The organism is Kitasatospora sp. NPDC023385, assembly GCF_055664045.1.
In genome coordinates, this window is record NZ_JBVOOL010000038.1 from 21227 (window position 1) to 46349 (window position 25123).

The window sequence follows — 25123 nt, forward strand, 5'->3', positions numbered from 1 at the left end:
ACGAGACCGTTCGCGGTTCGAGCGGCCGGTCCGTGCGCGGTGGCGTGTCGTCACGCCCAGTCCTCGGGTTCCCAGGCGAGGAGCAGGTCGAGCAACTCCCGGTCGCCGTCGAGGTGCAGGCAGTCCTGCTGCCGTCCAGGCGTCAGAGCGTGCGTTGGCCGTGGAGGAGGACGGGCAGGGTGCGGTTGGCCAACGCCTCGGTGACGCGGGCGCACTGGGAGGGCGCCATGACGTCGGGCAGGTCACGGACGGCGACGAAGCGGGCACCCAGCAGGCCACTGCGCTGCTGCGGCGGCACCGTCAGAGGCGTGTCGTCGCGGACCGTGCCGCCGTCGAAGACCAGGTTCAGGCGCTCCAGGTGGCGGTCGGCCGGGGTGAAGTCGACCGCCACGACATCGGTCAGGCGCAGGTGCAGACCGGTCTCGGCGTGCAGGTGCCGGGCGGCGGCCACGTTCGGCGGCTCGTTCGGCTTCGCGGAGCCGCCCGGCAGGATGAGGCCGTCCATGTAGTCCGGATCCACGAGGAGGACGTCCCCGCGCCGGTTGCGGACGAGGACCAGGCAGCCGAGCCGGCACACCGGCGGCTTGGCGAGAAGGCGGGGATCGCGCATATCGGGGGGTCACTTCCTGAGAGCGGCGAGCAGCATGAGGGAGAAGCCCGCCCACCAGAGCAGACGGGCCAGGGCGTCAGTCGTCATACGTCAGGCGCTCGTACCGCAGCCCCTTCCGCAGAAGGTCGACCACCCGCAGCAGGTCGAGCGGACGGGCCGTACCGAGGTCGACCAGGTAGTCGCCCGTGATCCGGCCGTACTCCCAATCCACCTCGACGGAAGGCCACTTGACCCCACCGAGGGCGAGGACGGACACCAGGTCCTCCACCACGGAGGCGGCGTGCCGGCGCTGCTCGGCTGTCACACGGGAGAGGATGGAGGACACGCTCACTCCCCCGGCCGCTTGTGGACCTCGAAGAGGCGCCACGTACTGTAGGCATCACCGAAGAAGGTGAACTCCTGCGGCTCACCGGCCGGTTGGCGCAGCCACTCCCCCGTCGTCTCGTTACGGACCCGGTAGCGCCGGGCCTCGGGGTCGAAGCGCACCCCGTACCCGTGGAGGCGGGGAACTTGATCTTGGTCCATGGGGGGAACCCTCCGCAATCGATGTTTCACGTTCTGTGCACATGGTGGCCTGGAGTCACCTAGCATCGGAAGCGTCAAACAACTTGATTTCGTGGGCACGTTGTTTTGGAGCGACCATGGTGAACATCAAGGAGATCGACCCGGCGTCCGGCCCCTGGGCCCCCTTCGCGGTCCAACTCCGCAACTCACGCAGGGCGAAAGGCCTCAAGCAGTTCCAACTCGCCCGCAAGTGCGGAGTCAGCGCGTCGTACGTCTCGTTCGTTGAACTTGCGCGTCGACCCCCGAGTGAAAAGTTTGCTACCAAAGCCGACGAAGTCCTGGAAACGGGCGGGACTTTGATGCTGATGTGGTGGCAGCACAAGCACACCGCGTTGGTACCGGGCTTCCCCGAGTACGCCAACTACGAGAACCGGGCCGCAGAGGTCAGGCTGTTCTCGATCGGCATCATGTCTGGACTGCTGCAAACCCAGACCTACGCCGATGCTTGGGAAGCGGCCAACATCAGGCGCGGAACTGCAACTTCCGAACAAGCCGAGGAACGGGTCAACTTCCTCATGACTCGCCAACAGTTGCTGACCCGCACACCGGCGCCCCTGCTCCACGCAGTTCTCGACGAGAGCTGCCTGCGCCGACCTGTCGGCGGGACGGAGGTGATGATCGAGCAGCTGCTGCACCTTGAGCAACTCGCCACGGCCCCGAACATCCTCCTCCAGGTGGCCCCGTTCTCTCTGGGAGAGGACCGCCCGTTCACACTTCCTGTGATTCTCCTGACCATGCCCGACCGCAAAGTACTCGGATACACAGAAACCGAGCTGCGTGGATACCTCGACCGCGATATCAACACTGTCCTTCCGCTTGCCAGGGGCTACGATCGGCTGCAGATCGAGGCACTGAATCAGGCCGCATCGATGGAGATGATCCGAGCGGTACGGAAGGACTATGAGGATGCACGTTGACCTGACCAACGCTGGTTGGCGAAAGAGCACCTACAGCGGCGGGTCGAACGGCTGCGTGGAGGTCGCCGACGGCTTCACCGGCCTCATGCCCGTGCGCGACTCCAAGGACCCCGACGGCCCGGCCCTCACCTTCTCCTCCCACGCCTGGCAGTCCTTCGTCACCGCCGTCCGCACCGGCGAATTCGACGCCCGCTGAGGCTGTTTGTGCGCCGCCGTCCCGGGCCGGGGCGGCGGCGCACACGTACCGTGGGGGCCGGCCGCAGGGGTGTCAGCTCTTGACGTACCAGTCGGTGACGAATCCCTTGTGGGTGCGGTCGCGGGACCAGGTCGTGACGCCGTCGGAACCGAGGGCGTTGATGGTGAAGTTGAGGTCGTTGAGCTTCTTGCTGAACGTCACCTTGCCGGTGAAGTAGCCGCCCAGCGAGTTCCAGCCGCTGGTGGTGGTGCGGAACCAGACGGCGTGGTCGAGGCCGATCACGAAGTCCACCCAGTCGCCGGAGTTCAGCGGCCACAGGCTCTCGCCCTCGCCGTAGGCGCCGCCGCAGTAGAAGCTGCCGTTGTCGAATCCGTGCTTGCTGGTGCAGACCAGCGGCAGGTCGCCGGCGTGGGCGGGTGCGGCGCCCAGGGCTGTGGTGGCGAGCAGGGCGAGGGTGGCGAGCGCGGTCCTGGTCTTGTGCATGGCGGCCTCTTACGGGTGCGAACGGGTGGGTTGGGTGCCCGATCATCGCGCAGGAACCGGTGCTTGATCAACTTCTGGCACCGCCGAATGTCCGCACACAGACAGCCCTTGTCCTGAAAGGCGTTCCAGACGCCCCCGGACGGGAATTGACCGGCGGCTGGGTGAACCCGGCGCCCCTCTCGGGCCGTTGTGCGCCGCCATCGCCCGGCGTGGGAAGTCGACCCCGCCGACTTCCCACTCCCCCGGCTCCCCCGCTGCGGCAGGAGGCTCGGCGGCGCAGCGTCATCGGATCGGGATCGGCTGGGTGAGGTTCAGCGGGTTGCCGTCCGGGTCCTGGATGTGGGCGACGCGCTGTCTCCACGGCATGTCGTTGGGGCCTCCGGCGACCGAACCGCCCAGCGCCTCCACCCGGGTGAGCGTGTCGTCGACGTCGTCGACACCGATGCTGAGCAGGATCCGCGGCGGCGCTCCGGTCCCGGGGTCGGGCTTGGCCACCAGGCCGAGGTCGGTGTCGCCGATGCGCAGGCCGAGGTAGAAGGCCGGGCCCTGGTCCGGTACCCGGAAGACCTCCTCGGCGCCGAACAGTGCCGTGTAGAAGGCGAGCAGGACGTCCTGGCGGGCGGTGAGGATCACCGGCTGGATGGTGGACATGGGCCCTCCTGTCGAGAACGGTCGTGTCCCTGGGTAGACCGTTGGAGGGCGGTGAACTCATCGGCAAACCGGCCCCGTCGGACGACCCGCACCCGGTGCACGAGCAGCCACAGCAGCCACGGCAGCCGCGGTGGCGGTGCCTGCGCCGGGGGTCAGGGGGTGTCGCGTTGCGGTTGCCGCGCCTGGTCCTCGCGTGGCCGCAGGCGGGCGGGGGCCCGTCGGGCTTCGTCGCGGACGCCGGTGTCCTCGTCGGCTGCCAGTTCGTGCAGCCGTGCGTCCAGCCCGTCCAGGCCTTCGGCCGTCATCCGGTCGGGTCGCAGTCCAGGGCGGTCTGGATCTCGTCCGCGGTCCAGGTCGAGGCCGCACGGCTGAGGGCCGGCAGGACGCAGCGCAGGCCGGTGGTGTCCCTGCGGGTGAGGAGGGCGTGGGCGGTCTCCTGGGTGGCGGCGGTGTCGTGGGTGTCCAGGAGGAGGCGGTGCGGGACGTCCGCCGTCTCGCCGATCCGGTCCGATGTCGCGAGCCGTCGCCCGGCTGCGGCGCGCACGGCCCAGGACGGTGAGTCGGCATCGCGTGCGGCCGCGGCCGGTTCTTGGTCGTCGGGGGTGGCCGTGCCCGCACCCTGTCAGGAAGCGGGCCGGTCCCCGATCGCCTTGTCGGCCTGGCCGCTGCCCGGCTTCGGTCTGCGCGGCCCTGGGCCGTCGGGGGCGGGCGCTGCCGATCGCCGACGCGGCACCCGTGCCGGCCGGCCCGGCCGCAGGGGGCCTTGGCCGTGGGCCGGGTCAGCCGGCCCCGGCCCCGGCCCCGGCCAGGGCGGGGGCGGGGGCGGGGGTGGGGGTGGTGGCGGCTCGGGTGAGGCAGTCGTCGGTGAAGGCCAGGGCGCGCAGGTGGTAGGGCCGGGCGGCGTGGCCCAGGGAGAGGTTGTGGCCGGCGCCGTGGGCGGTGGTCAGGCGGGCCAGGCCCGGGGGGAAGGCGGCGGTCAGGGCGGTGCGGTCGGCGGCGTCCAGGCGCCACCAGTGCTCGTGTTCGGCGAGGGTGAGGCGCACGGGCACGCGCACGCGGGCGGCGAGGGCGCGGTAGCGCTCGGGCCAGGTGGCCAGTTCGCGGGATTCGAGGGCGGGGACGGGGGTGAGCAGGGCGCGGGCGGCGTGGAAGGTGCCGGGCGGGTAGAGGGCCAGGGGGCCCCAGTTGAGGCGGCCGCCGCCGGCGAGGTCGTCGGGGCGCTCCCAGGCGCCGGGGGCGTAGTGCTGGGCGAGGCCGTTGAGGTCGGCGCCGAGCAGGGGCAGGCGGGGGTCGTGGGGCCAGTGGGCGGCGAGGTGCAGGGCGATCTTGCCGCCGAAGGAGTGGGCGAGGAGTTGGACGCCGGCGCCGACGGGGTGGGCGCGGGCGTAGTCGGTGAGGGCGGCGTGGAGGGTGGCGCCCTGGTCGGCGATGAGCTGGCCCTGGGGCAGGCGGTGGGCGGAGGCGCCGTGGCCGGGGCGGTCCAGGGCCAGCACGGTGTAGCCGAGGTCGGCGGCGAGGGTGAGCAGGCTGGTGTCGGGGTGGGCGGGGCCGGCGAAGTAGGCGGCGCGCATGCCGCGGCCGTGGATGGCGAGGATGACGGCTTTGGGGGCTCGGTGTTCGGGTTCGGCGACCAGCGCGGACAGGGCGGTGCCGCCCGCGTCGAGGACCAGGGAGCGGGTGCGGGTGCGGGCGGCGGCGGCGCTCATGCGGGCGCTCCGGTGCGGGCGTCGTCCAGGGCGGTGAGCCAGGCGGTGAGGTCGCCGGCGCGCATCAGGGAGGTGCCGATGAGCAGGGCGGCGTAGCCGGCGTCCAGGAGGCGGGCGGCGTCGGCCGGGTCGGTGATGGCGGAGGCGGAGACGGGCAGGCGGCAGCCGGCGGCGCGCAGGGCGGGCAGCAGGCGCAGGCTGCGGGTGAGGTCGCCGTGGTCGCGTTCGCGGGTGCGGATGTCCTTGTTGTTGACGGCGACGACGCAGTCCTGCAGGTCGGGCAGGGGGTCGAGGTCGCGGGCGTCGGTGATCTCGACGAAGGGGGTCAGGCCCAGGTCCAGGGCGCAGGCGACCAGGCGTCGCAGGGAGGCGGCGGGCAGCAGGGCGGCGGTGAGCAGGACGGCGGCGGCGCCCATGGCGTGGGCGGCTTCGAGTTGGGCGGGGCGGGTGAGGAAGTCCTTCTGCAGGACGGGCAGGGTGGTGGCGGCGGTGACCTCGCGCAGCAGGCGGGTGGTGCCGCCGAACCAGCGGCCGGTGACGACGGACAGGCAGGGGGCGCCGGCCTGTTCGTAGCGGGTGACGAGGTCGGTGACGGTGCGTTCGCCCAGGAGGTCGGCGCCGTGGGGGTCGCGGAGTTTGACTTCCATGACCAGGGGGCGGGCGGCGGTGAGCAGTGCGTCGGTGAAGGCGGTCATGCGGGGGTCTCCTGGGGGCGCGGGTGCCAGGCGCGGGTGAGGGCGGTGACGGCTTCGCGGGTGAGGCGGCCCGTGCGGTCGCGGGCGGCGGTGTCGATGTCGGCGCCGGCGTAGAGGGGGTGGTCGGTGACGGTGCGGTAGGTGTCGCGGTTGGCGGTGTCGAGGCCGCCGGCGAGGAGGAAGGGGGTGCGCAGGCGTGGGAGGAGGGCGTGGACGTGGGCGGGGTCCAGGGGTTGGCCGGTGGAGCCGATGCGGCCGTCGTCGGTGACGGTGTCGAGGAGGAACAGGTCGCATCCGGCGCGTTCGAAGGCGGGGGTGAAGGCGCGTTCGAGGCAGCGTCCTTTGGCGAGGTGGAGGACTTTGACGAGGACGGCGTAGGGCAGTCGTTCGCGCAGGTCGGCGACGAGGGCGGGGCTCTGGTAGGCGTGGAGCTGGATCCAGCGGATGCCGGTGGCGCGGGCGAGGCGGGCCAGGTGGCGGGCGTCGTCGAGGAAGGTGACCAGGACGGGTTCCAGGCCCAGGCGGATGGCGGTGGCGGCGAGGTCGGCGAGGTCGTCGACGGGCAGGTCGGCGGGGCCGCCGGGGATGCCGTGCCACAGGCCGACGAGGGTGGGGCCGGTGTCGGCGAGCAGGGCGAGGTCGGCGCGGGTGCGGGCGCCGCAGACTTTGAGGTGGCCGGAGCGCACGGGGCCAGGCCCGACGGCAGGGGCGGGAGCGGTCGCGGCGGTCGCGGTCGCGGTGGGGGCGGTCGCGGTGGGGGCGGTGGGGGCGCTCATGTGCCCAGTCCGAGCATGGCGGCGATGCGGTTGTACTGGATCTCGTTGCTGCCGGAGTAGATGGTGCCGGCGACCGCGTTGCGGACGTCCTTCTCCAGTCCGTACTCGGACATGTAGCCGTTGCCGCCGAAGACCTGGACGGCGGCGAGGGAGGTGGCGAGGTTGGATTCGCTGGTGAGGAGTTTGGCGATGGCCATGTCGATGGTGACGTTGTCGCCGGCTTCGAGGCGCTGGGCGGTGTCGTAGAGCCATTTGCGGGCGGTTTCGAGGCGGATCTTGGTGTCGACGACCTTGTTGGCGACGGACTGGTAGGAGCCGATGGGCTTGCCGAAGGACATGCGGGTCTTGGCGTAGTCCAGGCAGCGTTCCAGGCGGTGCTGCATCTCGCCGGTGTTGACGATGAAGGAGTAGAGGATCTCGCGTTTCATGACGTGGTCCAGGACCATGAAGCCGCCGCCGACGCGGCCCAGGACGCGGTCTCGGGGGACGCGGACGGCGTCGAGGTAGAGCTCGGAGAGCGGGGAGGTGCGCAGTCCCATCTTCTTGATGGGGTTGCCGCAGGTCAGGCCGGGGGTGTCGGCGTCCAGGAGGAAGGCGGTGACCCCGAGGGCGCCGCCCTGGGGGTGGGTGCGGGCGTAGACGACGATGACGTCGGCGACGGGGCCGTTGGAGACGAAGGTCTTGGCGCCGGTGAGGACGAAGTGGTCGCCTTCGCGGACCGCGCGGGTGCGCATCCGCATGGCGTCGGAGCCGCTGTCGGACTCGGTGATGGCGTGGGCGCCGATCGCCTCGCCGGAGGCGATGCGCGGCAGGTAGGCCTCTTTGAGGGCGGGTGAGCCGAAGGCCTGCAGGGGCACGCCGGTGGAGGCGATGGAGGTGGTGACGGAGAAGTTGAGGCCGCCGTCGCGGCAGGCGTGGCCGAGGCCTTCGAGGACGTACATGGTGGTGAGCAGGGACTGGCCCAGGCCGCCGTAGCGTTCGTCGAAGGGCAGGGAGAGGATGCCGCTCTTCTGGATCAGGCGCCACTTGTCGTGGGAGAAGGCGCCCTGTTCGTCGCCTTCGATGTGGCCGGCGCTCAGGTCGTCGCCGAAGCGGGCCAGGCCTTCGCGCAGGGCCTTCTGGTCGGCGTTCCAGCGGATCACGGTGTTGCCGCCTTCCTCCCGGGCCCGCCCGTGTGGGGGCCCGGGGTGGCAGGCCGGCGCTCGGGGCGCCGGCGCTCGTCTGAACAGCAGGTCCCGCCTGGGGCCCGGGGGCCTCGCCCAGGGGCCGTGCCCGGGGGCTCGGCCTGGGGGCCGTGGCCCAGGGCTCGGCCCGGGGGTTTTCAGTAGGCGGAGGAGGAGTGGGCGTCGAGCTGGTGGACCTCGTCGCCGCGCAGGGCCGGGGAGAAGACGCAGACCAGGCGCAGGTCCTCGTGGGGGGAGGCGACCAGGTAGTGGGCGTCGTGCCGGTCGAGGGCGTAGAGGCGGCCGGGGGTGATGGGGTGGGAGGTGCCGTCCATGTCGATGACCTCGCCGGAGCCGGCGATGCAGTAGCAGGCCTCGAGGTGGTTGCGGTACTCCAGGCGGGACTTGGTGCCGGCGTTGACGATGGTGTCGGTGAGGCTGTAGCCGAGGCCGTCGCCGGCCACCAGGAAGCGGCGGGACAGGCCGTTGCCCCACTCGACGGTCTTCACGTCGGCGATGTCGCGGATCAGCATGCGGTGTGGTCCTCTCGGGTGGTGGTGCGGGCGGGTGTCGAGGTGGTGGTGCGTCCGCCGGGGGCGTCCCGGTAGGGGGGACGGGTGGGGCGGAGGTCGGTGAGGAAGGCGCGCAACTCCGCTACGGGGTCGAGGCCTTCGGTGTGGGCGTGTTCGAGGCGGGCGACGGCGGCGGAGCCGGTGATCGCGGCGTCGGCGCCGCTGTCGGCGACGGCCGCCAGGTCGGCGGCGGTCCTGACGCCGAAGCCGACGGCGACCTGGACGCCGGGGGCGGCCGCGCGCAGGGCGGTGACGGTGCCGGCGAGGGCGCGGTGGCCGGTGGCGGGGGCGGTGCCGGAGCGGCCGTAGTGGGCGACGAGGTAGACGTAGGCACCGGTGGCGTCGCGGGCGGCGGCGGTGCGGACCTCGGGGGTGGAGGCGGGGTAGCAGGTGGTGACCTGCGGGAGGCCTTCGGTGCGCAGGGCGTGCTGCCAGGCGGGGCGCAGGCGTGGGGGCAGGGCGTGGACGAGCAGGGCGGCCGCTCCGGCGCGGGTGATGGCGCGGGCGGTGGCGGCGGGGTCGCGGTGGCGCAGGCTGTGGCTCCAGTCGGCGAGCAGGGCGACTTTGAGGCGGGTCAACCGCGGTGTGAGGTCGGCGAGTTCGGCCAGGACGGTGTCCAGGGTGGTGCCGGCCTGGAGGGCGCGGGCGGCGGAGCGGCGGATGACGGGGCCGTCGGTGGGCGAGTGGGGGAAGGGGACGGCGAGTTCGAGGACGTCCACGCCCTGGGTGTCGAGCATGAGGGCGAGGTCGGCCAGGCGCCCGGGGGGGTCGCCGGCGTTGAGGAACACCGCCAGGCCCGTCCCGCCGGGGGGGAAGAGGGGCTCAGACACCGGCTGCCTCCCGGTGGCGGGCGCGCAGGCGTTCGGCGAGGGCGCGGGGGGCGCCGTCGGCGAGCGCGTCCAGGGCGGTGGTGTAGGCGGGTGCCCAGCGGGTGTGGCGGCCGCCGGCCAGGGCGAGGGCGGCCGCGTTGAGGGCGATGGTGTGGGTGGCGGTGGCGCCGGCCTGCCCGGCGAGGGCGCGCAGGAAGTGGCCGGTGAGGTCGTCGGGGTGGGGGGCGAGGTCGGCGAGGGTGCCGGTGGCGGGGGCGACGGAGCCGGCGGGCAGGTGGATCGCCCCGTCGGGGGTGTGCAGGGTGTTGTCGGCGAAGGGCAGGAGTTCGTCGGCGCCGGCGCTGTTGTGGGCCAGCCACACGGTGCGGCCGGCCGCCGTGGGCGCGAGGTGGCGCAGCGCGTCCAGGGAGGCGGTGGTGCTGGTGCCGGTGAGCTGGGCGGTGACGGGCACGGCGGCCAGGACCGGGCCCAGGGTGTTGAGGAAGGCGCCGAAGGGTTTGAGGGTGAGGGGGTAGAGGATGCGGGCCAGGCGGGTGAGGGCGGGCGGGTAGACGTGGGGGCCGGCGAAGGCGATGCCGTGGTCGGCGAGGTGGTCGGCGGTCGCGGCGTGGCTGGAGGTCAGGGTGATGCCCAGGCGTTCCAGGAGGTCGATGGAGCCGGTGGTGCCGGTGTAGGCGCGCGATCCGGTCTTGACGACGGGCACGCCGATGCTGGCGGCGGTCAGGGCGGCGGCGGTGGACAGGTTGAAGGTGGCCGGGCCGCCGCCGGTGCCCACGATGTTGACGCTGGCGGGGTGGGCGGGGCCGGGGTGGGGGGCGCGTTCGGTGAGGGAGGTGGTGAGGGCGGCGAGGGTGCCCGGGTCGGGCAGGCGGGTGGTGAGGCTGGCCAGCAGGGCCGCCGCCTGGGCCCGGTCGCTGTCGCGGGCCGGACCCAGGGGGCGGTGTTCCAGCTGGTCCCACCACGAGCGCCAGGCGTCCAGGGGCACCGGGCGCCCGGCGAGGAGTGCGGTGAGGGCCGGGTGCATCGCTCAGCCGCCCACCGTGGCAGTGGCCGCGGTGGCGGTGGCGGCGGTGCGGCGTTCGGTGATGAAGGCGTCGATCGCGGTGACCGAGCGGAAGTTGTTGGGGTCCAGGTCGGTGTCGTCGACGGGCAGGGCGAAGTGGTCCTCGACCCAGGCGATGAGTTTGAGGACGCCGAGGCTGTCGATGACGCCGTCGGAGAGCAGGTCGTGGTCGTCGGCGAGCTGCTCGGGGGTGACGTCGGGCAGGAACTCCTCGATGAGGAAGCGCTTGATCTGGGTGACGTTGCTCATGGCGGCAACTCCCTTGCGTGAGTACGGAAATAGGGATGCGGGTCTTACGGCGCAGGCGTGGTCGTGGTCGGTGTTACGGGTGCGGGTGTGGTCGTGGGGGTGGTCGTGGGGGTGGGGGTGGTCGCGGGCAGGACGGCCTTGCGGTCGACCTTGCCGGTGGCGGTCTTGGGCAGCGGGGCGTCGTGGACGGCGAGTTTCTCGGGGACGGCGGCGCGCGGCAGGTTGCGGGCCAGGTACTCGCGCAGGGTGAGGGTGTTGAGGGCGCAGCCGGGGGCGCGTTGGACGGCGGCGTGCAGGCGGTTGCCGGTCAGCGGGTCGGGCTGGGCGGCGACGGCGGCTTCGCGGACCTCGGGGTGGGCGAGCAGGACGCGTTCGACCTCGGCGGTGTTGACGGCGGTGCCGCGGACCTTGACCTGGAAGTCGGCGCGGCCGGTGAGGTGGACGCGGCCCTGCTCGTCGCGGGTGACGAGGTCGCCGGTGCGAAACCAGCGCCGGCCCGGTCCGGCGCCTTCGGGCCGGGTGGTGAAGCGGCCGGCGTCGCGGGAGCGGTCGAGGTAGCCGGCGGCCTGGAAGGGGGTGGAGACGTACAGTTCGCCGCTGCCCGCACCGTGCAGGGCGGTGCCGTCGGGGGTGGCGATGAGGGTGCGGACGCCGGGCAGCGGCGTTCCCAGGGGTACGGGCAGGGCGGCGGCGTCCAGGCGGTCCAGGCGGTGCAGGAGGCTGTCGTTGGTCTCGGTGCAGCCGTAGATGTTGTACAGCCGGGCGGCGGGCAGCAGGGCGGGCAGGGCGGCCAGGGTGCGGGCGTCGATGGCGTCGCCGGTGAACGCGGCGTGTTCGACGCTGTCCAGGACGGTGTCGGTGCGGGCGGCCTGGACGAGCAGGGCGTAGGCCAGGGGGACGGCCTGCAGCACGTGCGGGCGGTGGCGGGTGAGTTGGGCGAGCAGGTGGCGGGCGTTGAGGGCGTGGGCGGGGTCGATGAGCAGGCAGGTGCCGCCGGCGGCGAGGGTGGCCCACACGTCGAGCAGGGCGAGGTCGAAGTTCAGGGGCGCGTAGTTGGCGACGGTGCGGCCGGGGCCGAGGTCGAAGGTGTCGTGGGCCCAGGCGGTGAAGCGGTCGACGCGGCCCTGCGCGAGCGGGACGATCTTGGGCAGGCCGGTGGAGCCGGAGGTGGTGAGCAGGAAGGAGGTGCCGGCCGCCAGGGTGGGCACCGGGGCGGGCCGGGCGGGGACGGGCAGGTCGGGGGCGTCCTGGCCGCGGGGGGTGAGCAGGCGGCGGGCGCCGGCCTGGGCGAACAGGGCGGCCAGCAGGGCCGGGGCGAGCTGCGGGGAGGGCAGCAGGAAGGGGCGGCGCTCCATCAGGCAGGCCAGGACCAGGGCGATCGCGGCGGGTGACTTGACGGCGAGCAGGCCCACCGGTTCGCCCGGGGCGAGGTCCAGCGCGGCCAGGCGGGCGCGTTCGGCGTGGGCGAGGGCGGCGAGTTCGCCGTAGCTGACGCTCTGGTCGTGCCACAGCAGGGCGGGCGCGTGGGGCCGGGTGCGGGCGTGCGCGGTGAACGCGTCGGGCAGCGTCAGCGGCGCCACGGCGGACGCGGCGGTGTCATCGGCCAGGGCGGGCGCGGCGGGCGCGGCGGTCTCGGCGGCCGGGGTGGTCCCGGCGGCCGGGGTGGTCCCGGCGGCCGGGGTGGTCCCGGCGGCCGGGGTGGTCCCGGCGGCCGGGGTGGTCCCGGCGGCCGGGGTGGTCTCGGCGGGTGTGGCGGTCATGGCGGGTGTGGCGGTCATGGCGCTCACTCCCCCGCCGGTGCGATGCGCGCCCAGCCGGCCTTGACGGCGGTGCCCGCGTCGGTGGCGAGGGTGAAGCGCACCACCGTGGCCCGGTCGTAGGGCTGCAGGGTCAGGCGCAGCGGGGTGTGGGGGTGGGTGGGGGCGGCGAAGCGGGCGCCGAGGGCGGTCAGGCGGGCGGGGTCGCCGTCGGCGTGGCGGTCGGTGATCTCCTCGGCGGCCAGGGCGAGGAGGTGCATGCCGTGGGCGATGGCGGCGGGGAAGCCGGCGGCCCGGGCGGCGGTGTCGTCGAGGTGGATGGGGTTGAGGTCGCCGGAGGCGTGGGCGTAGGCGGCGGTGTCGGCGGTGGTGAGGGTGTGGGTGAGGGTCAGGGGCGGGGCGTCGGGGGTGGTGCCGGGGTGGGTGGGCGCCGGGAGGGTGCCGTGGGGGTCGGTGCCGGTGGCGCCCAGGAGCAGGGCGGCGGTGGCGAGGTCGGCGACGGGGGCGCCGGTGGCGGCGTCGGTGAGGCGGGTGGTCAGGGCCAGGCGGGTGCCGCGGGCCTCGCGGCGCACGGCGGTCACCTCGACGTGGACGTCGAGGTCGCCGGCGGTCAGGGGGGTGTGGGTGTGGATCTCCTGGGCGAGGTGGACCACGCCGGTGAATCCCGCGTCGCCGGCGGTCAGGGCGGTGACGGTGTGCCGGGCCAGGGCGTGGGCGGCGACGAAGGGGTGGGCGGGGGCGGCGCCGGGGCGGGCGGGCGGGCCCAGGCCGGTGCGGGCGGCGGCGCGGTAGGCGGCCAGGTCCTGCTCGGTGACGGTCAGCCGGATGCGGTGCGCCGGCCCGGCAGGCGCGGGCGTTGCGGCCGTCGTGCCCGTGGGCGCGGGCGTCGCGGGCGTCGCGGGGGCGGGTGTGGTCGTGGGTGTGGTCGTGGGTGTGGTCATAGCGGGGTCACCACCAGGGTCGAGTTGTGGCCGCCGAAGCCGAAGGAGTTGGACAATGCCGCGCCGTTGCGCACCGGGCGGGCGGCGGTGTGCACGACGTCGAGGTCCAGGCCCTCCTCGGTCTTCTCGTGGTTGGCGGTGGGAGGTACGTGCCGGGTGTTCATGGCCTGGACGGCGGCGATCAGCTCGACGGCGCCGGCGGCGCCGATCAGGTGGCCCACGGCGCCCTTGGTGGAGGTGACCGGCACGCCGTGGGGCCCGAACACGGCGCGCAGGGCGGCGGCTTCGGCGCGGTCGTTGTGCACGGTGGAGGTGCCGTGGGCGTTGACGTGGGCGATGTCGGCGGCCGTGAGGGCGGCGTCGGCCAGGGCCGCCCGCATCGCGGCCACCGCGCCGGCGCCGTCGGGACGCGGGTTGGACAGGTGGTAGGCGTCCGAGCTGGAGCCGTACCCGGCGAGCAGGGCGTAGGGGCGGGCGCCGCGGGCGCGGGCGTCGTGCAGGCGCTCCAGGACGAGGAAGCCGGCGCCCTCGCCCATCACGAAGCCGTCGCGTTCGGTGTCGAAGGGCCGTGAGGCGCGGGCGGGGTCGTCGTTGCGCTGGGAGTGCGCGCCGAGGTTGCCGAACGCCGCGAGGGTGACCGGGGTCAGCGTCGCCTCGCAGCCGCCGGCGACGACCACGTCCGCGCGTCCGCTCTCCAGCAGCAGCGCGCCGTGGCCGATCGCGTCCGCGCTGGAGGCGCAGGTCGTCGCGATGGTCAGCGCCGGCCCGCTCCATCCCAGGCGCATGGCGATCTGCGCGGCGGCCGCGTTGGGCATCGTCACCAGCGGCATCAGCGGGGACACCCGCAGCGGCCCGTGCCCGGCGTACAGGGCCGACTCGCGGTCGCTGGTGGTGCGCCCGCCCACCGCGTTGCCGACCACGATCGCGCTGCGCCCGGGTTCCGGCTCGGGACGGCCGGCGTCCCGGTGGGCGGCCAGCGCCGCGAGGGTGCCGTAGAGGGCGAACGGGTCCAGGCGGCGGGCGTCCTTGGCGGGCACCGGCCCGTCCTGGGGCAGGGCGCTCACCCGGCAGCCCAGGCGCACCCGGTGACGGGCCAGTGCCGGGTCGCTCAGGGCGGTGGCGGTGGAGCGCCCGGAGACGACGGTGCGCCAGAACTCCTCCACGGTGTGGCCGGCGGGACTGACCACGCCGAGGCCGGTGACGGCGATCGGCGGGCGGGTACGGGGGGCCATGGCGTCCTCTCCTCTCTGGGGGCGGGCGTACAGGGGCAGGGCGTACAGGCGGGCGCGGGCGCGGGCCGGGCGTGCGGGGCGTACGGCGGGCGGGCGTACGGGGCGTACGGGGCGTACGGCCGCCGGGCGTGCGGGGCGTACGGCGGGCGGGTGGTGCGGTTGCGGGCCGTGCGCGGCGGGGGGTGGGTCAGATCAGGCCGGTCTGGGCGGCGGCGGTCAGGAACGCCTCGGCCGCGAAGTCGATGTCGGCGGCGGTGTGGCGGGCGGTGACCGCGATGCGCAGGCGGGCCAGGTCGTTGGGCACGGCGGGGGTGACGACGGGCAGGCCGATGACGCCGGCCTTGCGGCAGGCGGTGGCGTAGTCGTAGGCGGCGTCGTCGCTGCCGGCGATGACGGGCAGCACGGCGGTGCTGGAGTCCATGGTGGAGATGCCGGCGGCGTTCAGGCGCGTGCGCAGGCGGGCGGCCTGGGTCTGGATGTGGGTGACGCGCTCGGGTTCGCGGCGCAGGATCCGCAGGGACTCCAGCGCGGCGCCGGTCTGGGCGGGGCCCAGGGCGGCGGAGAAGAGGAACGGGCGGGCGGCGTAGCGCAGGTGGCCGATGAGGTCGTGGCTGCCGGCGACCCAGCCGCCCATGGAGGGGACGGCCTTGGAGAGGGTGCCGAGTTTGACGTCGACGCGCACCCGGTGGCCGAAGTGCTCCTCGATGCCGCCGCCGGCGGCGCCGATGACGCCCAGCGCGTGGGCCTCGTCGACCATCAGCAGGGCGTCGTAGCGGTCGCAGACCTCGCGCAGCTCGGGCAGCGGGGCGATGTCGCCGTCCATGGAGTAGACGCTGTCGACGATCACCAGGCGCACCCCGGTGGGGGAGGCGGCCTTGAGGCGGCGTTCCAGGTGCTCGACGTCGTTGTGGCGAAAGCGGGTGACGGTGGCGCCCGACAGGCGGCAGCCGTCGACGATGGAGGCGTGGTCGTACTTGTCGATCAGGACGGTGTCGCCCTGGCCGACCAGGGCGCCGACGGTGCCGACGTTGGCGGCGTAGCCGGATCCGAAGACCAGGGCGCGCTCGCGGCCGGCGAACCGGGCGATCTCGGCCTCCAGTTCCTCGTGCAGCGGGATGGTGCCGGCCAGGGCGCGCACGCCGTGGTTGCCGGTGCCGTAGACGTCGACGGCGGCCTTCGCGGCGGCCACCACGCGCTCGTCGCCGGCCAGGCCCAGGTAGCTGTAGCCGGACATCATGAGCAGGCGCTCGCCGTCCAGGTCGCAGTAGGCGCTGTCGCGTTCCATCGTGTAGGCGACGAAGCTGTTGCGCCGGGAGGGGTCGGACTCCAGCGCGGCCACCCGGGCATTCGTTGCGGCGAGCTTCGGCTCCAGGCGGTCCCATGCTCCGGTGGCGTTCACGGGCGTTTCTCCTTCACGGCTTCACGGCTTCACGGACTTCACGGTGGTCACGGACTTCACGGTGTTCACGGGGTGCGCTGTCTTCACGGGGTGCGCTGTCTTCACGGGGTGCGCGGTGCTCACGGGGTGCGCGGTCTTCACGGTGCTGACGGTGCTCGCGGTACTGACGGTGCTCGCGGGTTTCTCGGTGTGCGCTGTTTCTCGGTGTGCGCTGTTTCGTGGTGTTCGCGGGCGGTCGGCGTCGCGCTGCGGGCCGCCGCCCTTTTCCGCGTCCCCGGTTCGTTTCCGGTTTCCGTCCGGTTCACTGTCGGGCGGATTCCGGTTTCTTTCCGTCGGGAGCGGTGCGGGAGGTGGCGCGGGCGGCTTCGGGCGGGTTTTCTCGAAGCGTTCACGCGGGGTGCTCAAGGATGGCTACATTTCTACGCCAGGATGCGCAAGGCGTCCGCAATAGCCGCTTTACCGGCCTGCGGTAACGCTCTGACGTGCGGAAACACTGCGTCCACGACGCATCGACCGGCCGGCGGGTATGTTTTCGCGGCCGGTGTTGACACCGCGCCTCGCGGCGAATGTATGGTCGAAAACCGCTGAAACCCGAACGGCTGGTCGGCGGTGAATCGTTCCGGTCCAGGTTTTTCATGCTTTCCCATGCCGACGGCCCGGCACGGGCCGTCACTTCCGCTTTGGCTCAAGGGGGTTGGAGCTACGTTGAACGGCTTCAGGGAAGACAGTCCGTCCGAAAGATCGGGGGCGCGGCGATGCTGATCCGCCTCACCGGTCTGGTGGCGATCGAGCACGAGGACGGTGCCCCGCAGCACCTGTCCAGCGCCCAGGCGCAGGTGGCGTTCGCGCGCCTGGTGCTGGAGCGTTCCGGCGGCACCAGCCGCGACCAGCTGGCCGACACCATCTGGCCCGACGGCCTGCCCGACACGTGGGCCTCGGCGCTGCGCAGCGTGGTGAGCCGGGTGCGGGCCTTCGTCACCGACCCGGGGCAGGGCCCCGGTGCCACGCCGCTGATCGCCCAGGGCGGGCGCTACGTGCTGCGCCTGCCCGCGGACGCGGCGGTGGACCTGGAGGCCGCGGCCTCGGCCGTGGGCGAGGCCGGCGAGGCGCTGGCGGCGGGCAGCCACGCGGTGGCCCAGCAGTTGGCCGCCGGGGCGCTGGCGAACCTGCGCGGCTCGTTCCTGCCCGACCACGAGGGCGAGTGGGCGCAGGGGGTGCGCGAGCACGTGGACGAACTGCGCATCAGCGCGCTGGAGACCGCGAGCCTGGCGGCCTCCGTCCTCGGGGAGGAGCACCACGCGCTGCGCTGGGCGGAGGAGGCGGTGCGCCGCGCGCCGTTCCGGGAGAGCGCCTACCGCTGCCGCATGGAGGCGCTGGCGGCCTGCGGCAACCGGGCCGAGGCGCTGCGCTGCTACCAGCAGTTGCGCCGGGTGCTGGCCGAGGAGCTGGGCATCGATCCGGCCGCCGAGACCCAGGAGCTCTACCTCGCGCTGCTGCGCAGCCCCGCTCCCGTGCCGCCCGCGCCGGCGGCGGTGCGGGCGGTGGACCCGGTACTGATGGGCATCTTCGAGCCGCTGGCCCTCACCCGCCTGCCGCGCCCGGCGCCCAACCCGGTACGCGCCGCCTGAACGGCCCCGCGGCGGGCGGCAGTTGGGCGGCCCTGCGGCGGGCGGCCGCCGAACGGCCCTGCGGCGGGCGGCGGTTGGGCGGCTGTGCGGCGCGCGGCCCCGCGGCGGGCGGCGGCTGCCGGCTGCCGCCCGCCGTGCCCGCCGCGTGCGGCGCCGTGCGGCGCCCGGGCGCGGGTGCGCGCCCCGCCCGGGCCCGGGTGCGCGCCCCGCGAGTGCGCCCCTGCCCCGGCGGGCGTGTTGCGCAGGTGTTGCGGTGGGCGTGGCAGGCGGGCCGGGCGTAGTAGCGTCGGGGCGTGAAGTCGCGCGCACGGCGCGGTTCTTGACCACGGGACGGACGGGGGTCGAGCGGTGGGAAGGGGTGGTGGGTGTGGGACGGGCACGCGTGGCGGCGCGGGTGATCGAGCACCCTGGTGTGGAGGACGTGAGCGTCCAGCAGGTACTGGACGCGCTCGCTGATCCGGCCCGCAGGTCGGTGGTACGCACACTCGCGCACTCGGGGTCCGACCTCAGCTGCGGTTCCTTCGAGCTTCCGGTCGGCCGCTCCACCTCCAGCCACCACTTCAGCGTGCTGCGCGAGGCGGGACTGCTGCGCCAGTACTACGTGGGCACCACCAAGATGAACGCGCTGCGCAGCGAGGAACTGGAGGACCGCTTCCCGGGGCTGCTGGCGGCGGTGGTGGCCGCCGCGGACGCCGAGGCCCGCCGAGACGGCGTGACGGCGTGACGAACCGGCAGCCGGCCACGGCACGTAGGTAGACGCCCGCAGCCCACCCGGGCCCGGGCCCGGGTGGGCTGCCCTGCGGCGCGGCCCGTGCGGCGGTCCGCGGGCGCCCCGGCGCCGGGGCGCCCGCGGGCCGGGCGTAGGCTGTCCGCCCGTGATCGGGAACGACGGCGGCCGCCCGGACGGCGCCGACACGGACGGCAGCGGGGACGACGGCGGCGGGGGCGGCGGCGGGGGTCGGGGCTGGGCCGCGACCGTGCGGTGGGTCCAGGACGCGCTCGCGCCCGGCGAGCGGATCGCGAAGGTGACCGCCCTGCAGGGCGGGTGGACCTCGCGGATGCGCCGCCTGGACGTGGAACGCCCCGGCGGCGCCGACCCGTACGCGCTGGTGCTGCGCTCCTTCGTCAAGCCGTTCTACCGCCGCCACGCCCCGGCCCTGCTGGCCCGCGAGGCCGGCGTGCTGCGCCTGCTGGAGGACGGTGGCGTGCCGGCCGCGCGGCTGCGCGCGGTGGACGCGCACGGCGCCCGCTGCGACCACCCGTCGCTGGTGATGACCCATCTGCCGGGCCGGGTACGGGTGGCCGAGGACCAGGACGTCGCGCGGCGCGCGGACCTGCTGGCCGCCCAACTGGCCGCCGTCCACGCCGTCCAGGTCACCGTGGACCGGCGCCCGCGCGTCTGGCAGGCGTGGACCGGGCCCGAGCGCGTCCAGGTCCCGGCCGGCACGGCGCGCCCCGGACTGTGGGCGCGGGCGGTGGAGGGGATCCGCCGCGAGGCGCCCCGCTACCGCCCGTGCTTCCTGCACCGCGACTTCCACCCCGGCAACGTGCTGTTCACCGGTGCGGGCGCCACCCTGGCGGTCAGCGGCGTCGTCGACTGGGTGGAGACCTCCTGGGGCCCGGCCGACCTCGACGTCGCCCACTGCTCCACCACCCTGGCCCTGCTGCACGGCCCCGCCGCCGGCCTGGCCTTCGCCGACCGCTACCGCACCGCGGGCGCCCCCCTCGCCGACGACGGCGACCACCTGTACTGGCGCCTGCTGGACGCCCTCGCCTTCGCCCCCGACGCGCACAAGGTCGCCGGCCCCTGGCGCGACCTGGGCCGCACCGACCTCACCCCCGCCGTCCTGACCACCCGCCTGGAGGACTACCTGCACGCCCTCCTCGACCACCACACCTGACCACCCGGCCACCAGCGCGCCGCACCCGGGCAGGGCATGGGCCACACGGCGAGGGCACTCTCCCCAGGCCGTCACACCGCAGGACCGGCCGTCCGGACCGCGAGAAGCTCGGCGCGACGCCCGCCTCGGATTTCCCGGCCGGGCGCCTCGCGCAGGCGGGCGGCGAGGACGACCCGGACTCCGGCGCCGAAACCGGTGACCGTGATAGCGCCGGCGCCGGGAACCGTCCCGCACCGCGCCGAACCGGCCGCGCAGCGGACCGGACACAGCACCGAGCCGCAGCGGGAGCGTCCGGACACGGCCGCACGGCACCCGCCCCCTGCCGGCCCCAACACTCCCACCGGGCACCGACCTTGGCGCGGTCCTCCGCCGTCCCGCTCCGCACCAGGAGGCGCGGACCACCACCTCGGCGAGCGGGCCGCTTCCACCGGTAGCTCGCCGTACGGGCGAAGCCGTACGCGCAGCCGGCGGGGCCCACCGCCGGTGCTGCCGCGTGCGCAGCCCCGGCACGGGGGCGGCGGTGTGCCGGTGCGGGCGGGCGGGGGTGTCAGCGGTGGCCGAGCACGTTGACCACCCGTCCGCTGGGGTCGCGGACGAAGAACCGCCGTACGCCCCACTCCTCGTCCTGCAGGGGGTGGAGGATCTGCGCGCCGCTGTCGCGCATGACCGTGTAGGCCGCGTCCACGTCGTCCACCTCGATGCTCAGGTCGGGGTCGACCGGCGCGGTCCTGTCGCCGGTCATCACGCTGATCTGCGCCGCCGGGCTGGACGGGGAGGCGAGCGTCACGATCCAGCCGTGGTCCATGACCTCCTCCAGGCCCAGCAGGCCGTAGAACTCCCGGCTCTCCCCCACGGCCTGCGAGCGGATGTTGGGCACGACACGGCGAACGGCCATCGATGACTCCCCACGGGAACGAACCTGTCCTGGCGTCCCCAGGGGTACTACGCCACGTCCGCCGCCGCACGCCCTTTCGGTGACGCGCCCTCGAAACGCCGGACACTCCAGGCGGTCCGGACACTCCAGGCGGTCCGGGCGCGCAGGGCGGGGCGGGCGCGCAGGGCGGGGCTGCCGGCCCCCTGCGACACGCCGGGTTCACTCGCACGAGTGATTGTTGCTCTGAGCGCATCAGTGGACACTCAGCGTATCCGGGTGGCTCGTGGGAGCTGTCCCGGCGCGAGGGGAGCCGTCATGGCCGCAGCCGAGTCTTCCACCTCCCAGGCCCCGCACATCGCGGGCAGTTCACAGCTCCCCGGTACGGACCGGCCCCTCGCGGTGACCGGCGGCAACGTCGGCGCGGTGTGGCGGGGGTGGTGGACGTGGACCCCGGGCAACGGCACGTTCAACCTGCAGATCCCCTGGAACGTCATCGGGGCCGACTCGACGGTCGTCGTCACCGCCGGCGAGATCGACGGCAACGGGCACCGGCTCGTCGGCGCCGCGCCCTTCCAGGTGTCGAGCATCGCCCCCGGCAACGGCGTGGTGACGTTCAAGATCAGCATCGGCTGGAACAGCCCGCTGCCGATGCGCACCGACGTCGTGGTCCTCAACTGAGCACCGGCCCCCGTCCCGTGACGGGGGCACTCCCCCACCGGGCCCCGCCCGGCACACCCGGGCCGAGGAGGGGCCGCCCGCCCTCATCGCCACGCGGACGGCCCGAAGCCCGGACGCACCGCCTCGCCGGGGCGGTGCGTCCGGGCTTCGGGCGTGGCGCCGCGCGGGGAGGGCGGTTGCCACGGGTCGCACCGCGTGGGCGGGCGGGCGTCGGGTTCGGCGGCGAGGACGACCGGGGCGCCGGTGACGTCGGTGGGGGCGGGGGCGGCCCGCGCCGCGCCGGTCCGGCCGTGCAGGGGATCGGAGGGAGCATCGAGCCGTACCGGGGGGCGTCCGGGCAGGGCTGCACGGCGCCCATCCGGTGGTGGCCCCAGCGCTCGTACCGGGCGCGGACGATGGGGTGGGTCTCCTCCACGAGGAGGCGGGAGCGCTCCTCGACGCGGTGGGAGCGCAGTTCCGCGCCGGGGGTGAGGGCGATGCCGCTTCCCCGCCACGGGGCGCGGACCATCACCTCACACAGGGCGAAGGCCCGGGTGCCGGTCTCCACGAGGTCGTCGGCCGGCGCCTCAGTGAGCAGACCGTTCCACCGGCAGCCGGCGGTGCGGGCGAAGCCGTACCCGCAGCCGACGGGCTCTCCGTCGACCTCGCCCAGCGCGCAGCCCCGGCGCGGGGCGGCGGCGTGTGCGTGCAGGCGCGCGGTGAACCGGTCGACGGAGAAGCACGGGTCGGTGGCGGCCTGCGTCTCGTAGACCTCGGCGTACACGTCGATCGGTTGCTGTTCGACGCGGGCGAAGTCCGCGTGGGTGCAGGAGGCGACGGTGAGCGTGGGCGGCGTCCACAGGCGGGTCCGCTCCTGTCAGCCGGCGGTCATCTCGTCCTGGCGTTCTCCGAAGGCCTCGCTCTGCGGAAGGCCTGCTCCGGCCACGGTGGTGCGAAGCCTCCAGACAGGCGGCCCAGCGAGGGCAGGTGACGTCGTCGAGGTCCAGGGCCCGGGTCGGCGGCAGCTGCTGTGGCCTGCTCGGGGCGGCCGGCCGCCAGGTGGCAGTCGGCCGAAGGCGTCGCGGGTGGCTTCACCGGAGGCCGCCCCGCCCGGCGCGAGGCGGCCGTACAGCAGAACACGGCGACGGTAGCCGCGGCCTTGCGGGTGGCTTCCAGGGCGGCGCGGGCGATGGCGACGGCCTCCATGGCACGGCCGGGCTCCCGGAACCGGCGGGGACCTGGAGGACCGGAAGCGGGCCGCCTGGAACAGAGGCCGCCGACCAGGAGGACGGCCCTCGGTCCCGCGTCGAAGGCACAGGCGGCGCGGACTGGCGCGGATTGGCGCAGGTGGCGCGGATTGGCGCGGATTGGCGCGGATTGGCGCGGATTGGCGCGGGCTGGTCGCCACGGTCGAAGGAGAACCCTCCGGCGCAGGCGTCGAGTTCGCCGGGGCTCCACCTGGTGCGTGCGGCGTCGCCCATCCCCATCCGTCCGGTGGCCGGGAGCGGGGGACGGCGGGGAACGGCGGGCAGCTGCCGCGAACCCGGGCGGGCGGGCGGGCGTCCCGATGGCGCGGCCCGGTCCGCCGCCGCACCCCGCGCGCCGTCGGGACGCGTGCCCGCCGGGCGCCCCGCGCCGGCCCCGCGCAGGCCCGGTGCGGGCCCGGTGCGGGGCCGGCGGTGTCCGGTCGGTGGTCACCCGGCGGGCCGTTGCGGGGCGGGCAGTAGGATCGGCGGCGTTGCACACCCGTATACCGCTGGTAGGAGGCTTTTCATGGCTCAGGTCACGCTGAAGGGGAACCCGGTCGAGGTCGGCGGCGCGCTGCCCGCGGCCGGCAGCCAGGCGCCGGCGTTCACACTGGTCGGCGCGGGGCTGGCGGACACCTCGCTGAAGGACTTCGCGGGCGCACGCAAGGTCCTCAACATCTTCCCCAGCATCGACACCCCCACCTGCGCGACGTCGGTACGCACCTTCAACGCCCAGGTCGGCGCGCTGGAGAACACCGTGGTGCTGTGCATCTCCGCGGACCTGCCGTTCGCGCAGGCCCGCTTCTGCGGCGCCGAAGGCCTGGAGAACGTCAAGACCCTCTCCACCGTGCGCGGACGCGACTTCCACGACGCCTACGGCGTGGCCATCAACTCCGGCCCGCTGGCCGGCCTGACCGCGCGTGCCGTCGTCGTCCTGGACGAGAACGACACCGTCCTGCACACCGAACTCGTCGCGGAGATCGCCGACGAGCCGAACTACGAGGCCGCGCTCGCCGCCCTCAACTAGCCCACCCCGCACACCCCTTGCGCGCCCGTTGCGCCCAACGGGCGTCAACGCCGGCCCGCCCCCGGTCTGCCGTCCCGCCCCGGCAGGACGGCACCAGGGGCGGGCCGCCGCCGTTTCCAGGCGCTTCGGACCCCATCCAGGCCGCCTCGGGCTTCGCCTCGGGCCGCCTCGAGCTGCCATTCGGGGCGCTTTCCGCTTCCCGGGGGGCTTGCCCAGCCGGGACGACACCCCCCGCCCTATGCCCGTCATCCCGCGCCAAGTCCGCGACAAGGACCTGCCGCTGCCGCCGTGTCGCGCTGTCGCGCTGTGGCGGTGTGGCGCTGTGGCGGTGTCGCGGGAGTAGCCGAGCGGTCGTGAGGTGCGGCGCTCGGCCCCTGTGCCCGACCCCCACCGCCCTGGGCAGTGCGCCTGCGGGCGGCGCCGGGCCACCGTCCGCGGCGCACCCGGACGTCACGGCGTATCCCCGCCACCGGGGCGCCGCCGCCACCCAGGCGAAGCCCAGGCGCCCCGGGACCGGGGCGTGCCCGGCGCCGCCCCCGGGCCCACCGCGGGCTCACCGCAGATCCCGCAGGGCATCCGCCCACACCCCGACAGGCCCGCACCCCGCCCCCGGGCGGTGCGGGGTGCGGCGCCGCCCCCGGCCCCGCGGGCGGTGGCCCGGGGACAGGGGGCGGTGGCCCGGGCCCCGGGGGCCGGGGCCGGGGGTCAGGTGATGGAGGCGCCGGAGTCGATGCTGACGACCTGGCCGGTCATGCAGTCCTGGTCGAGGAACAGGGTGATCGAGCGGGCGACCTCGCCCGGGGTGACGAACCGCGGGACGGGGACCTTCTCGCGCATGCCGGCCACCACGTGCTCGGGCAGGGTGTCGGTCATCCCGGTGATCATGAAGCCGGGTGAGAGGGCGTTGACGGTCACCCCCCGCCGCCCGCATTCGGCCGCCAGGGTACGCGTCAACCCGATCAGACCGGCCTTGGACGCCGCGTAGGCGGTCTGCCCGGCGGTGGCGATCAACGCCGACGGCGACACGATGTTGACGACCCGCCCCCACCGCGCCCGCAGCATCGCCGGCACACACGCCCGCGCGGTGTGGAAGGAACCGACCAGGTTCGTGTCGATCACCCGGCGCCACTCCGCCGGGATCTGCATCGCCATCAGCGCGTCCTTGCGGATCGCCCCGTTGTTGACCAGCACGTCCACCGGGCCCAGCGCCGCACGCACCTGCTCGTACATCGCGCTCACCGCCTCCCAGTCCGCCACGTCCCCGGTGACCAGCACATGCTCGTTGGCCAACCGGTCGGCGACCTCCTGCGCCCCGGCCCGCGAACTGTTGTAGTGCACCGCGACCCGGCACCCCGCCGCGTCCAGGGCCAACGCCAGCTCCCGGCCCAGCCCGCCCGAAGCCCCGGTGACCAACGCCACCGGCGCCGGCGGACGCACCCCGAACGCCTCCCTGCCGCTCACCGCGCCCCTCCCCACTCCATCAGCACCGAACCCCACGTCATCCCCGCACCGAACCCGGCCAACAGCACCGTGTCCCCGTCCTTGATCCGCCCCGCGTCCAACGCCTCCGACAACGCGATCGGAATCGACCCCGACGCCGTGTTGCCGTAACGCTCCAGGTTCGTCACCAGCCGGTCCGCGGGAATCCCCGTATGCGACAACACCGAGTTGATGATGCGGATGTTCGCCTGATGCGGCACCACATGGTCCACGTCCACCGCGCTGACCTTCGCCTGCTCCAGCGTCTCGCGGATCGTACGCACCGTGTACCGCACCGCGTTCAGGTAGATCTCGTTGCCGTTGATCTGCGCGTAGTGCAGCCCCTGCGCCACCGTCTGCGCACTGGTGGGCATCCGCGAACCACCCGCCAACACCTTCAGACCTTCTTTCACGAGCCGTCCGCACCCAGGTTCCACGCCCGGATCCGCTCCACCGCGCCCGGCTGCAACACCACCGCCCCCGCCCCGTCACCCACCAGGATCGAC

30 protein-coding genes are annotated in these 25123 nt (G+C 74.4%); 7 read left to right on the forward strand and 23 right to left on the reverse strand.

Annotation, left to right across the window (positions count from 1 at the left end; all coding sequences use genetic code 11):
• Positions 1-142: 142 nt before the first annotated feature.
• From AC0B61_RS33700 to AC0B61_RS33710, 3 genes are all read right to left on the reverse strand, one after another.
• A complete protein-coding gene (locus AC0B61_RS33700; protein ID WP_471745774.1) occupies positions 143-610 on the reverse strand; it encodes an NUDIX domain-containing protein in 468 nt (155 codons plus the stop codon).
• Between the two features lie 76 nt (positions 611-686).
• On the reverse strand, positions 687-914 hold the full coding sequence (locus tag AC0B61_RS33705; RefSeq protein ID WP_471745776.1) for a hypothetical protein: 228 nt from the start codon (positions 912-914) through the stop codon (positions 687-689).
• A gap of 23 nt (positions 915-937) precedes the next feature.
• Positions 938-1135, reverse strand: coding sequence for a hypothetical protein (locus AC0B61_RS33710; RefSeq protein WP_471745778.1), 198 nt, complete (start codon positions 1133-1135; stop codon positions 938-940).
• Positions 1136-1251: 116 nt separating this feature from the next.
• On the opposite strand from AC0B61_RS33710, the gene AC0B61_RS33715 reads away from it, so the two are divergent.
• Positions 1252-2091, forward strand: coding sequence for a helix-turn-helix domain-containing protein (locus AC0B61_RS33715; RefSeq protein ID WP_471745780.1), 840 nt, complete (start codon positions 1252-1254; stop codon positions 2089-2091).
• Entirely contained in the window at positions 2081-2287 is a 207-nt protein-coding gene (locus AC0B61_RS33720) for a DUF397 domain-containing protein (protein ID WP_471745782.1), read from the forward strand. Before AC0B61_RS33715 ends, AC0B61_RS33720 begins: the two co-directional genes overlap by 11 nt.
• Positions 2288-2359: 72 nt before the next feature.
• Here the strand turns inward: AC0B61_RS33720 and AC0B61_RS33725 are convergent, their stop codons facing one another.
• The 16 genes from AC0B61_RS33725 to AC0B61_RS33800 form a co-directional block, all read right to left on the reverse strand.
• Positions 2360-2770, reverse strand: coding sequence for a hypothetical protein (locus AC0B61_RS33725; protein WP_471745784.1), 411 nt, complete (start codon positions 2768-2770; stop codon positions 2360-2362).
• 282 nt (positions 2771-3052) lie between these two features.
• On the reverse strand, positions 3053-3421 hold the full coding sequence (locus AC0B61_RS33730) for a VOC family protein (protein WP_471745785.1): 369 nt from the start codon (positions 3419-3421) through the stop codon (positions 3053-3055).
• Between the two features lie 152 nt (positions 3422-3573).
• The gene (locus tag AC0B61_RS33735) at positions 3574-3726 is read right to left on the reverse strand and encodes a hypothetical protein (protein ID WP_471745787.1); all 153 of its coding nucleotides are present in this window, start codon (positions 3724-3726) and stop codon (positions 3574-3576) included.
• On the reverse strand, positions 3723-3965 hold the full coding sequence (locus tag AC0B61_RS33740) for a hypothetical protein (protein ID WP_471745789.1): 243 nt from the start codon (positions 3963-3965) through the stop codon (positions 3723-3725). The genes AC0B61_RS33735 and AC0B61_RS33740 overlap by 4 nt, the downstream gene beginning before the upstream one ends.
• Before the next feature lie 235 nt (positions 3966-4200).
• Positions 4201-5127 (reverse strand): alpha/beta fold hydrolase, encoded by a 927-nt coding sequence (locus AC0B61_RS33745; RefSeq protein ID WP_471745791.1) that lies wholly within the window; start codon positions 5125-5127, stop codon positions 4201-4203.
• On the reverse strand, positions 5124-5822 hold the full coding sequence (locus tag AC0B61_RS33750) for a beta/alpha barrel domain-containing protein (RefSeq protein WP_471745793.1): 699 nt from the start codon (positions 5820-5822) through the stop codon (positions 5124-5126). The genes AC0B61_RS33745 and AC0B61_RS33750 overlap by 4 nt, the downstream gene beginning before the upstream one ends.
• Entirely contained in the window at positions 5819-6598 is a 780-nt protein-coding gene (locus AC0B61_RS33755) for a phosphoribosylanthranilate isomerase (protein WP_471745794.1), read from the reverse strand. The genes AC0B61_RS33750 and AC0B61_RS33755 overlap by 4 nt, the downstream gene beginning before the upstream one ends.
• Positions 6595-7740 (reverse strand): acyl-CoA dehydrogenase family protein, encoded by a 1146-nt coding sequence (locus AC0B61_RS33760; RefSeq protein WP_471745796.1) that lies wholly within the window; start codon positions 7738-7740, stop codon positions 6595-6597. The genes AC0B61_RS33755 and AC0B61_RS33760 overlap by 4 nt, the downstream gene beginning before the upstream one ends.
• 179 nt (positions 7741-7919) lie before the next feature.
• The gene (locus AC0B61_RS33765) at positions 7920-8294 is read right to left on the reverse strand and encodes an ectoine synthase (protein WP_471745798.1); all 375 of its coding nucleotides are present in this window, start codon (positions 8292-8294) and stop codon (positions 7920-7922) included.
• Positions 8288-9163, reverse strand: coding sequence for a tryptophan synthase subunit alpha (locus tag AC0B61_RS33770; protein ID WP_471745800.1), 876 nt, complete (start codon positions 9161-9163; stop codon positions 8288-8290). The genes AC0B61_RS33765 and AC0B61_RS33770 overlap by 7 nt, the downstream gene beginning before the upstream one ends.
• The gene (locus AC0B61_RS33775) at positions 9156-10187 is read right to left on the reverse strand and encodes a hypothetical protein (protein ID WP_471745802.1); all 1032 of its coding nucleotides are present in this window, start codon (positions 10185-10187) and stop codon (positions 9156-9158) included. Before AC0B61_RS33775 ends, AC0B61_RS33770 begins: the two co-directional genes overlap by 8 nt.
• 3 nt (positions 10188-10190) lie before the next feature.
• On the reverse strand, positions 10191-10475 hold the full coding sequence (locus tag AC0B61_RS33780; protein ID WP_471745804.1) for an acyl carrier protein: 285 nt from the start codon (positions 10473-10475) through the stop codon (positions 10191-10193).
• Between the two features lie 44 nt (positions 10476-10519).
• Positions 10520-12253, reverse strand: coding sequence for an AMP-binding protein (locus AC0B61_RS33785; RefSeq protein ID WP_471745806.1), 1734 nt, complete (start codon positions 12251-12253; stop codon positions 10520-10522).
• A gap of 5 nt (positions 12254-12258) precedes the next feature.
• Complete coding sequence (locus AC0B61_RS33790) at positions 12259-13173, reverse strand: MaoC/PaaZ C-terminal domain-containing protein (protein ID WP_471745808.1); 915 nt, start codon at positions 13171-13173, stop codon at positions 12259-12261.
• Positions 13170-14405 (reverse strand): beta-ketoacyl-[acyl-carrier-protein] synthase family protein, encoded by a 1236-nt coding sequence (locus tag AC0B61_RS33795; RefSeq protein WP_471745810.1) that lies wholly within the window; start codon positions 14403-14405, stop codon positions 13170-13172. Before AC0B61_RS33795 ends, AC0B61_RS33790 begins: the two co-directional genes overlap by 4 nt.
• Positions 14406-14592: 187 nt before the next feature.
• Positions 14593-15804, reverse strand: coding sequence for an aminotransferase class I/II-fold pyridoxal phosphate-dependent enzyme (locus AC0B61_RS33800; protein ID WP_471745811.1), 1212 nt, complete (start codon positions 15802-15804; stop codon positions 14593-14595).
• 755 nt (positions 15805-16559) lie between these two features.
• Between AC0B61_RS33800 and AC0B61_RS33805 the strand changes: the two genes are divergently transcribed.
• From AC0B61_RS33805 to AC0B61_RS33815, 3 genes are all read left to right on the forward strand, one after another.
• Positions 16560-17432, forward strand: a complete 873-nt coding sequence (locus AC0B61_RS33805; protein WP_471745813.1) for an AfsR/SARP family transcriptional regulator — start codon at positions 16560-16562, stop codon at positions 17430-17432.
• A 367-nt stretch (positions 17433-17799) separates the two neighbouring features.
• Entirely contained in the window at positions 17800-18156 is a 357-nt protein-coding gene (locus tag AC0B61_RS33810) for an ArsR/SmtB family transcription factor (RefSeq protein WP_471745815.1), read from the forward strand.
• 151 nt (positions 18157-18307) lie between these two features.
• Positions 18308-19333 (forward strand): phosphotransferase family protein, encoded by a 1026-nt coding sequence (locus AC0B61_RS33815; protein WP_471745817.1) that lies wholly within the window; start codon positions 18308-18310, stop codon positions 19331-19333.
• 547 nt (positions 19334-19880) lie between these two features.
• Here the strand turns inward: AC0B61_RS33815 and AC0B61_RS33820 are convergent.
• Positions 19881-20228: a VOC family protein gene (locus AC0B61_RS33820; RefSeq protein WP_471745819.1), complete on the reverse strand. Its 348-nt coding sequence runs from the start codon at positions 20226-20228 to the stop codon at positions 19881-19883.
• Between the two features lie 294 nt (positions 20229-20522).
• Between AC0B61_RS33820 and AC0B61_RS33825 the strand changes: the two genes are divergently transcribed.
• A complete protein-coding gene (locus AC0B61_RS33825; protein WP_471745821.1) occupies positions 20523-20885 on the forward strand; it encodes a hypothetical protein in 363 nt (120 codons plus the stop codon).
• Here the strand turns inward: AC0B61_RS33825 and AC0B61_RS33830 are convergent.
• A complete protein-coding gene (locus tag AC0B61_RS33830; RefSeq protein WP_471745822.1) occupies positions 20878-21648 on the reverse strand; it encodes a hypothetical protein in 771 nt (256 codons plus the stop codon). The genes AC0B61_RS33825 and AC0B61_RS33830 overlap by 8 nt on opposite strands.
• A gap of 989 nt (positions 21649-22637) precedes the next feature.
• On the opposite strand from AC0B61_RS33830, the gene tpx reads away from it, so the two are divergent.
• Positions 22638-23138, forward strand: a complete 501-nt coding sequence (tpx, locus tag AC0B61_RS33835; RefSeq protein ID WP_471745824.1) for a thiol peroxidase — start codon at positions 22638-22640, stop codon at positions 23136-23138.
• Positions 23139-23843: 705 nt separating this feature from the next.
• Here the strand turns inward: tpx and AC0B61_RS33840 are convergent.
• Both AC0B61_RS33840 and AC0B61_RS33845 read right to left on the reverse strand, forming a co-directional pair.
• Entirely contained in the window at positions 23844-24599 is a 756-nt protein-coding gene (locus AC0B61_RS33840) for an SDR family NAD(P)-dependent oxidoreductase (protein ID WP_471745826.1), read from the reverse strand.
• Complete coding sequence (locus tag AC0B61_RS33845) at positions 24596-24991, reverse strand: 3-oxoacyl-ACP synthase III family protein (protein ID WP_471745828.1); 396 nt, start codon at positions 24989-24991, stop codon at positions 24596-24598. The genes AC0B61_RS33840 and AC0B61_RS33845 overlap by 4 nt, the downstream gene beginning before the upstream one ends.
• Between the last annotated feature and the right edge of the window lie 132 nt (positions 24992-25123).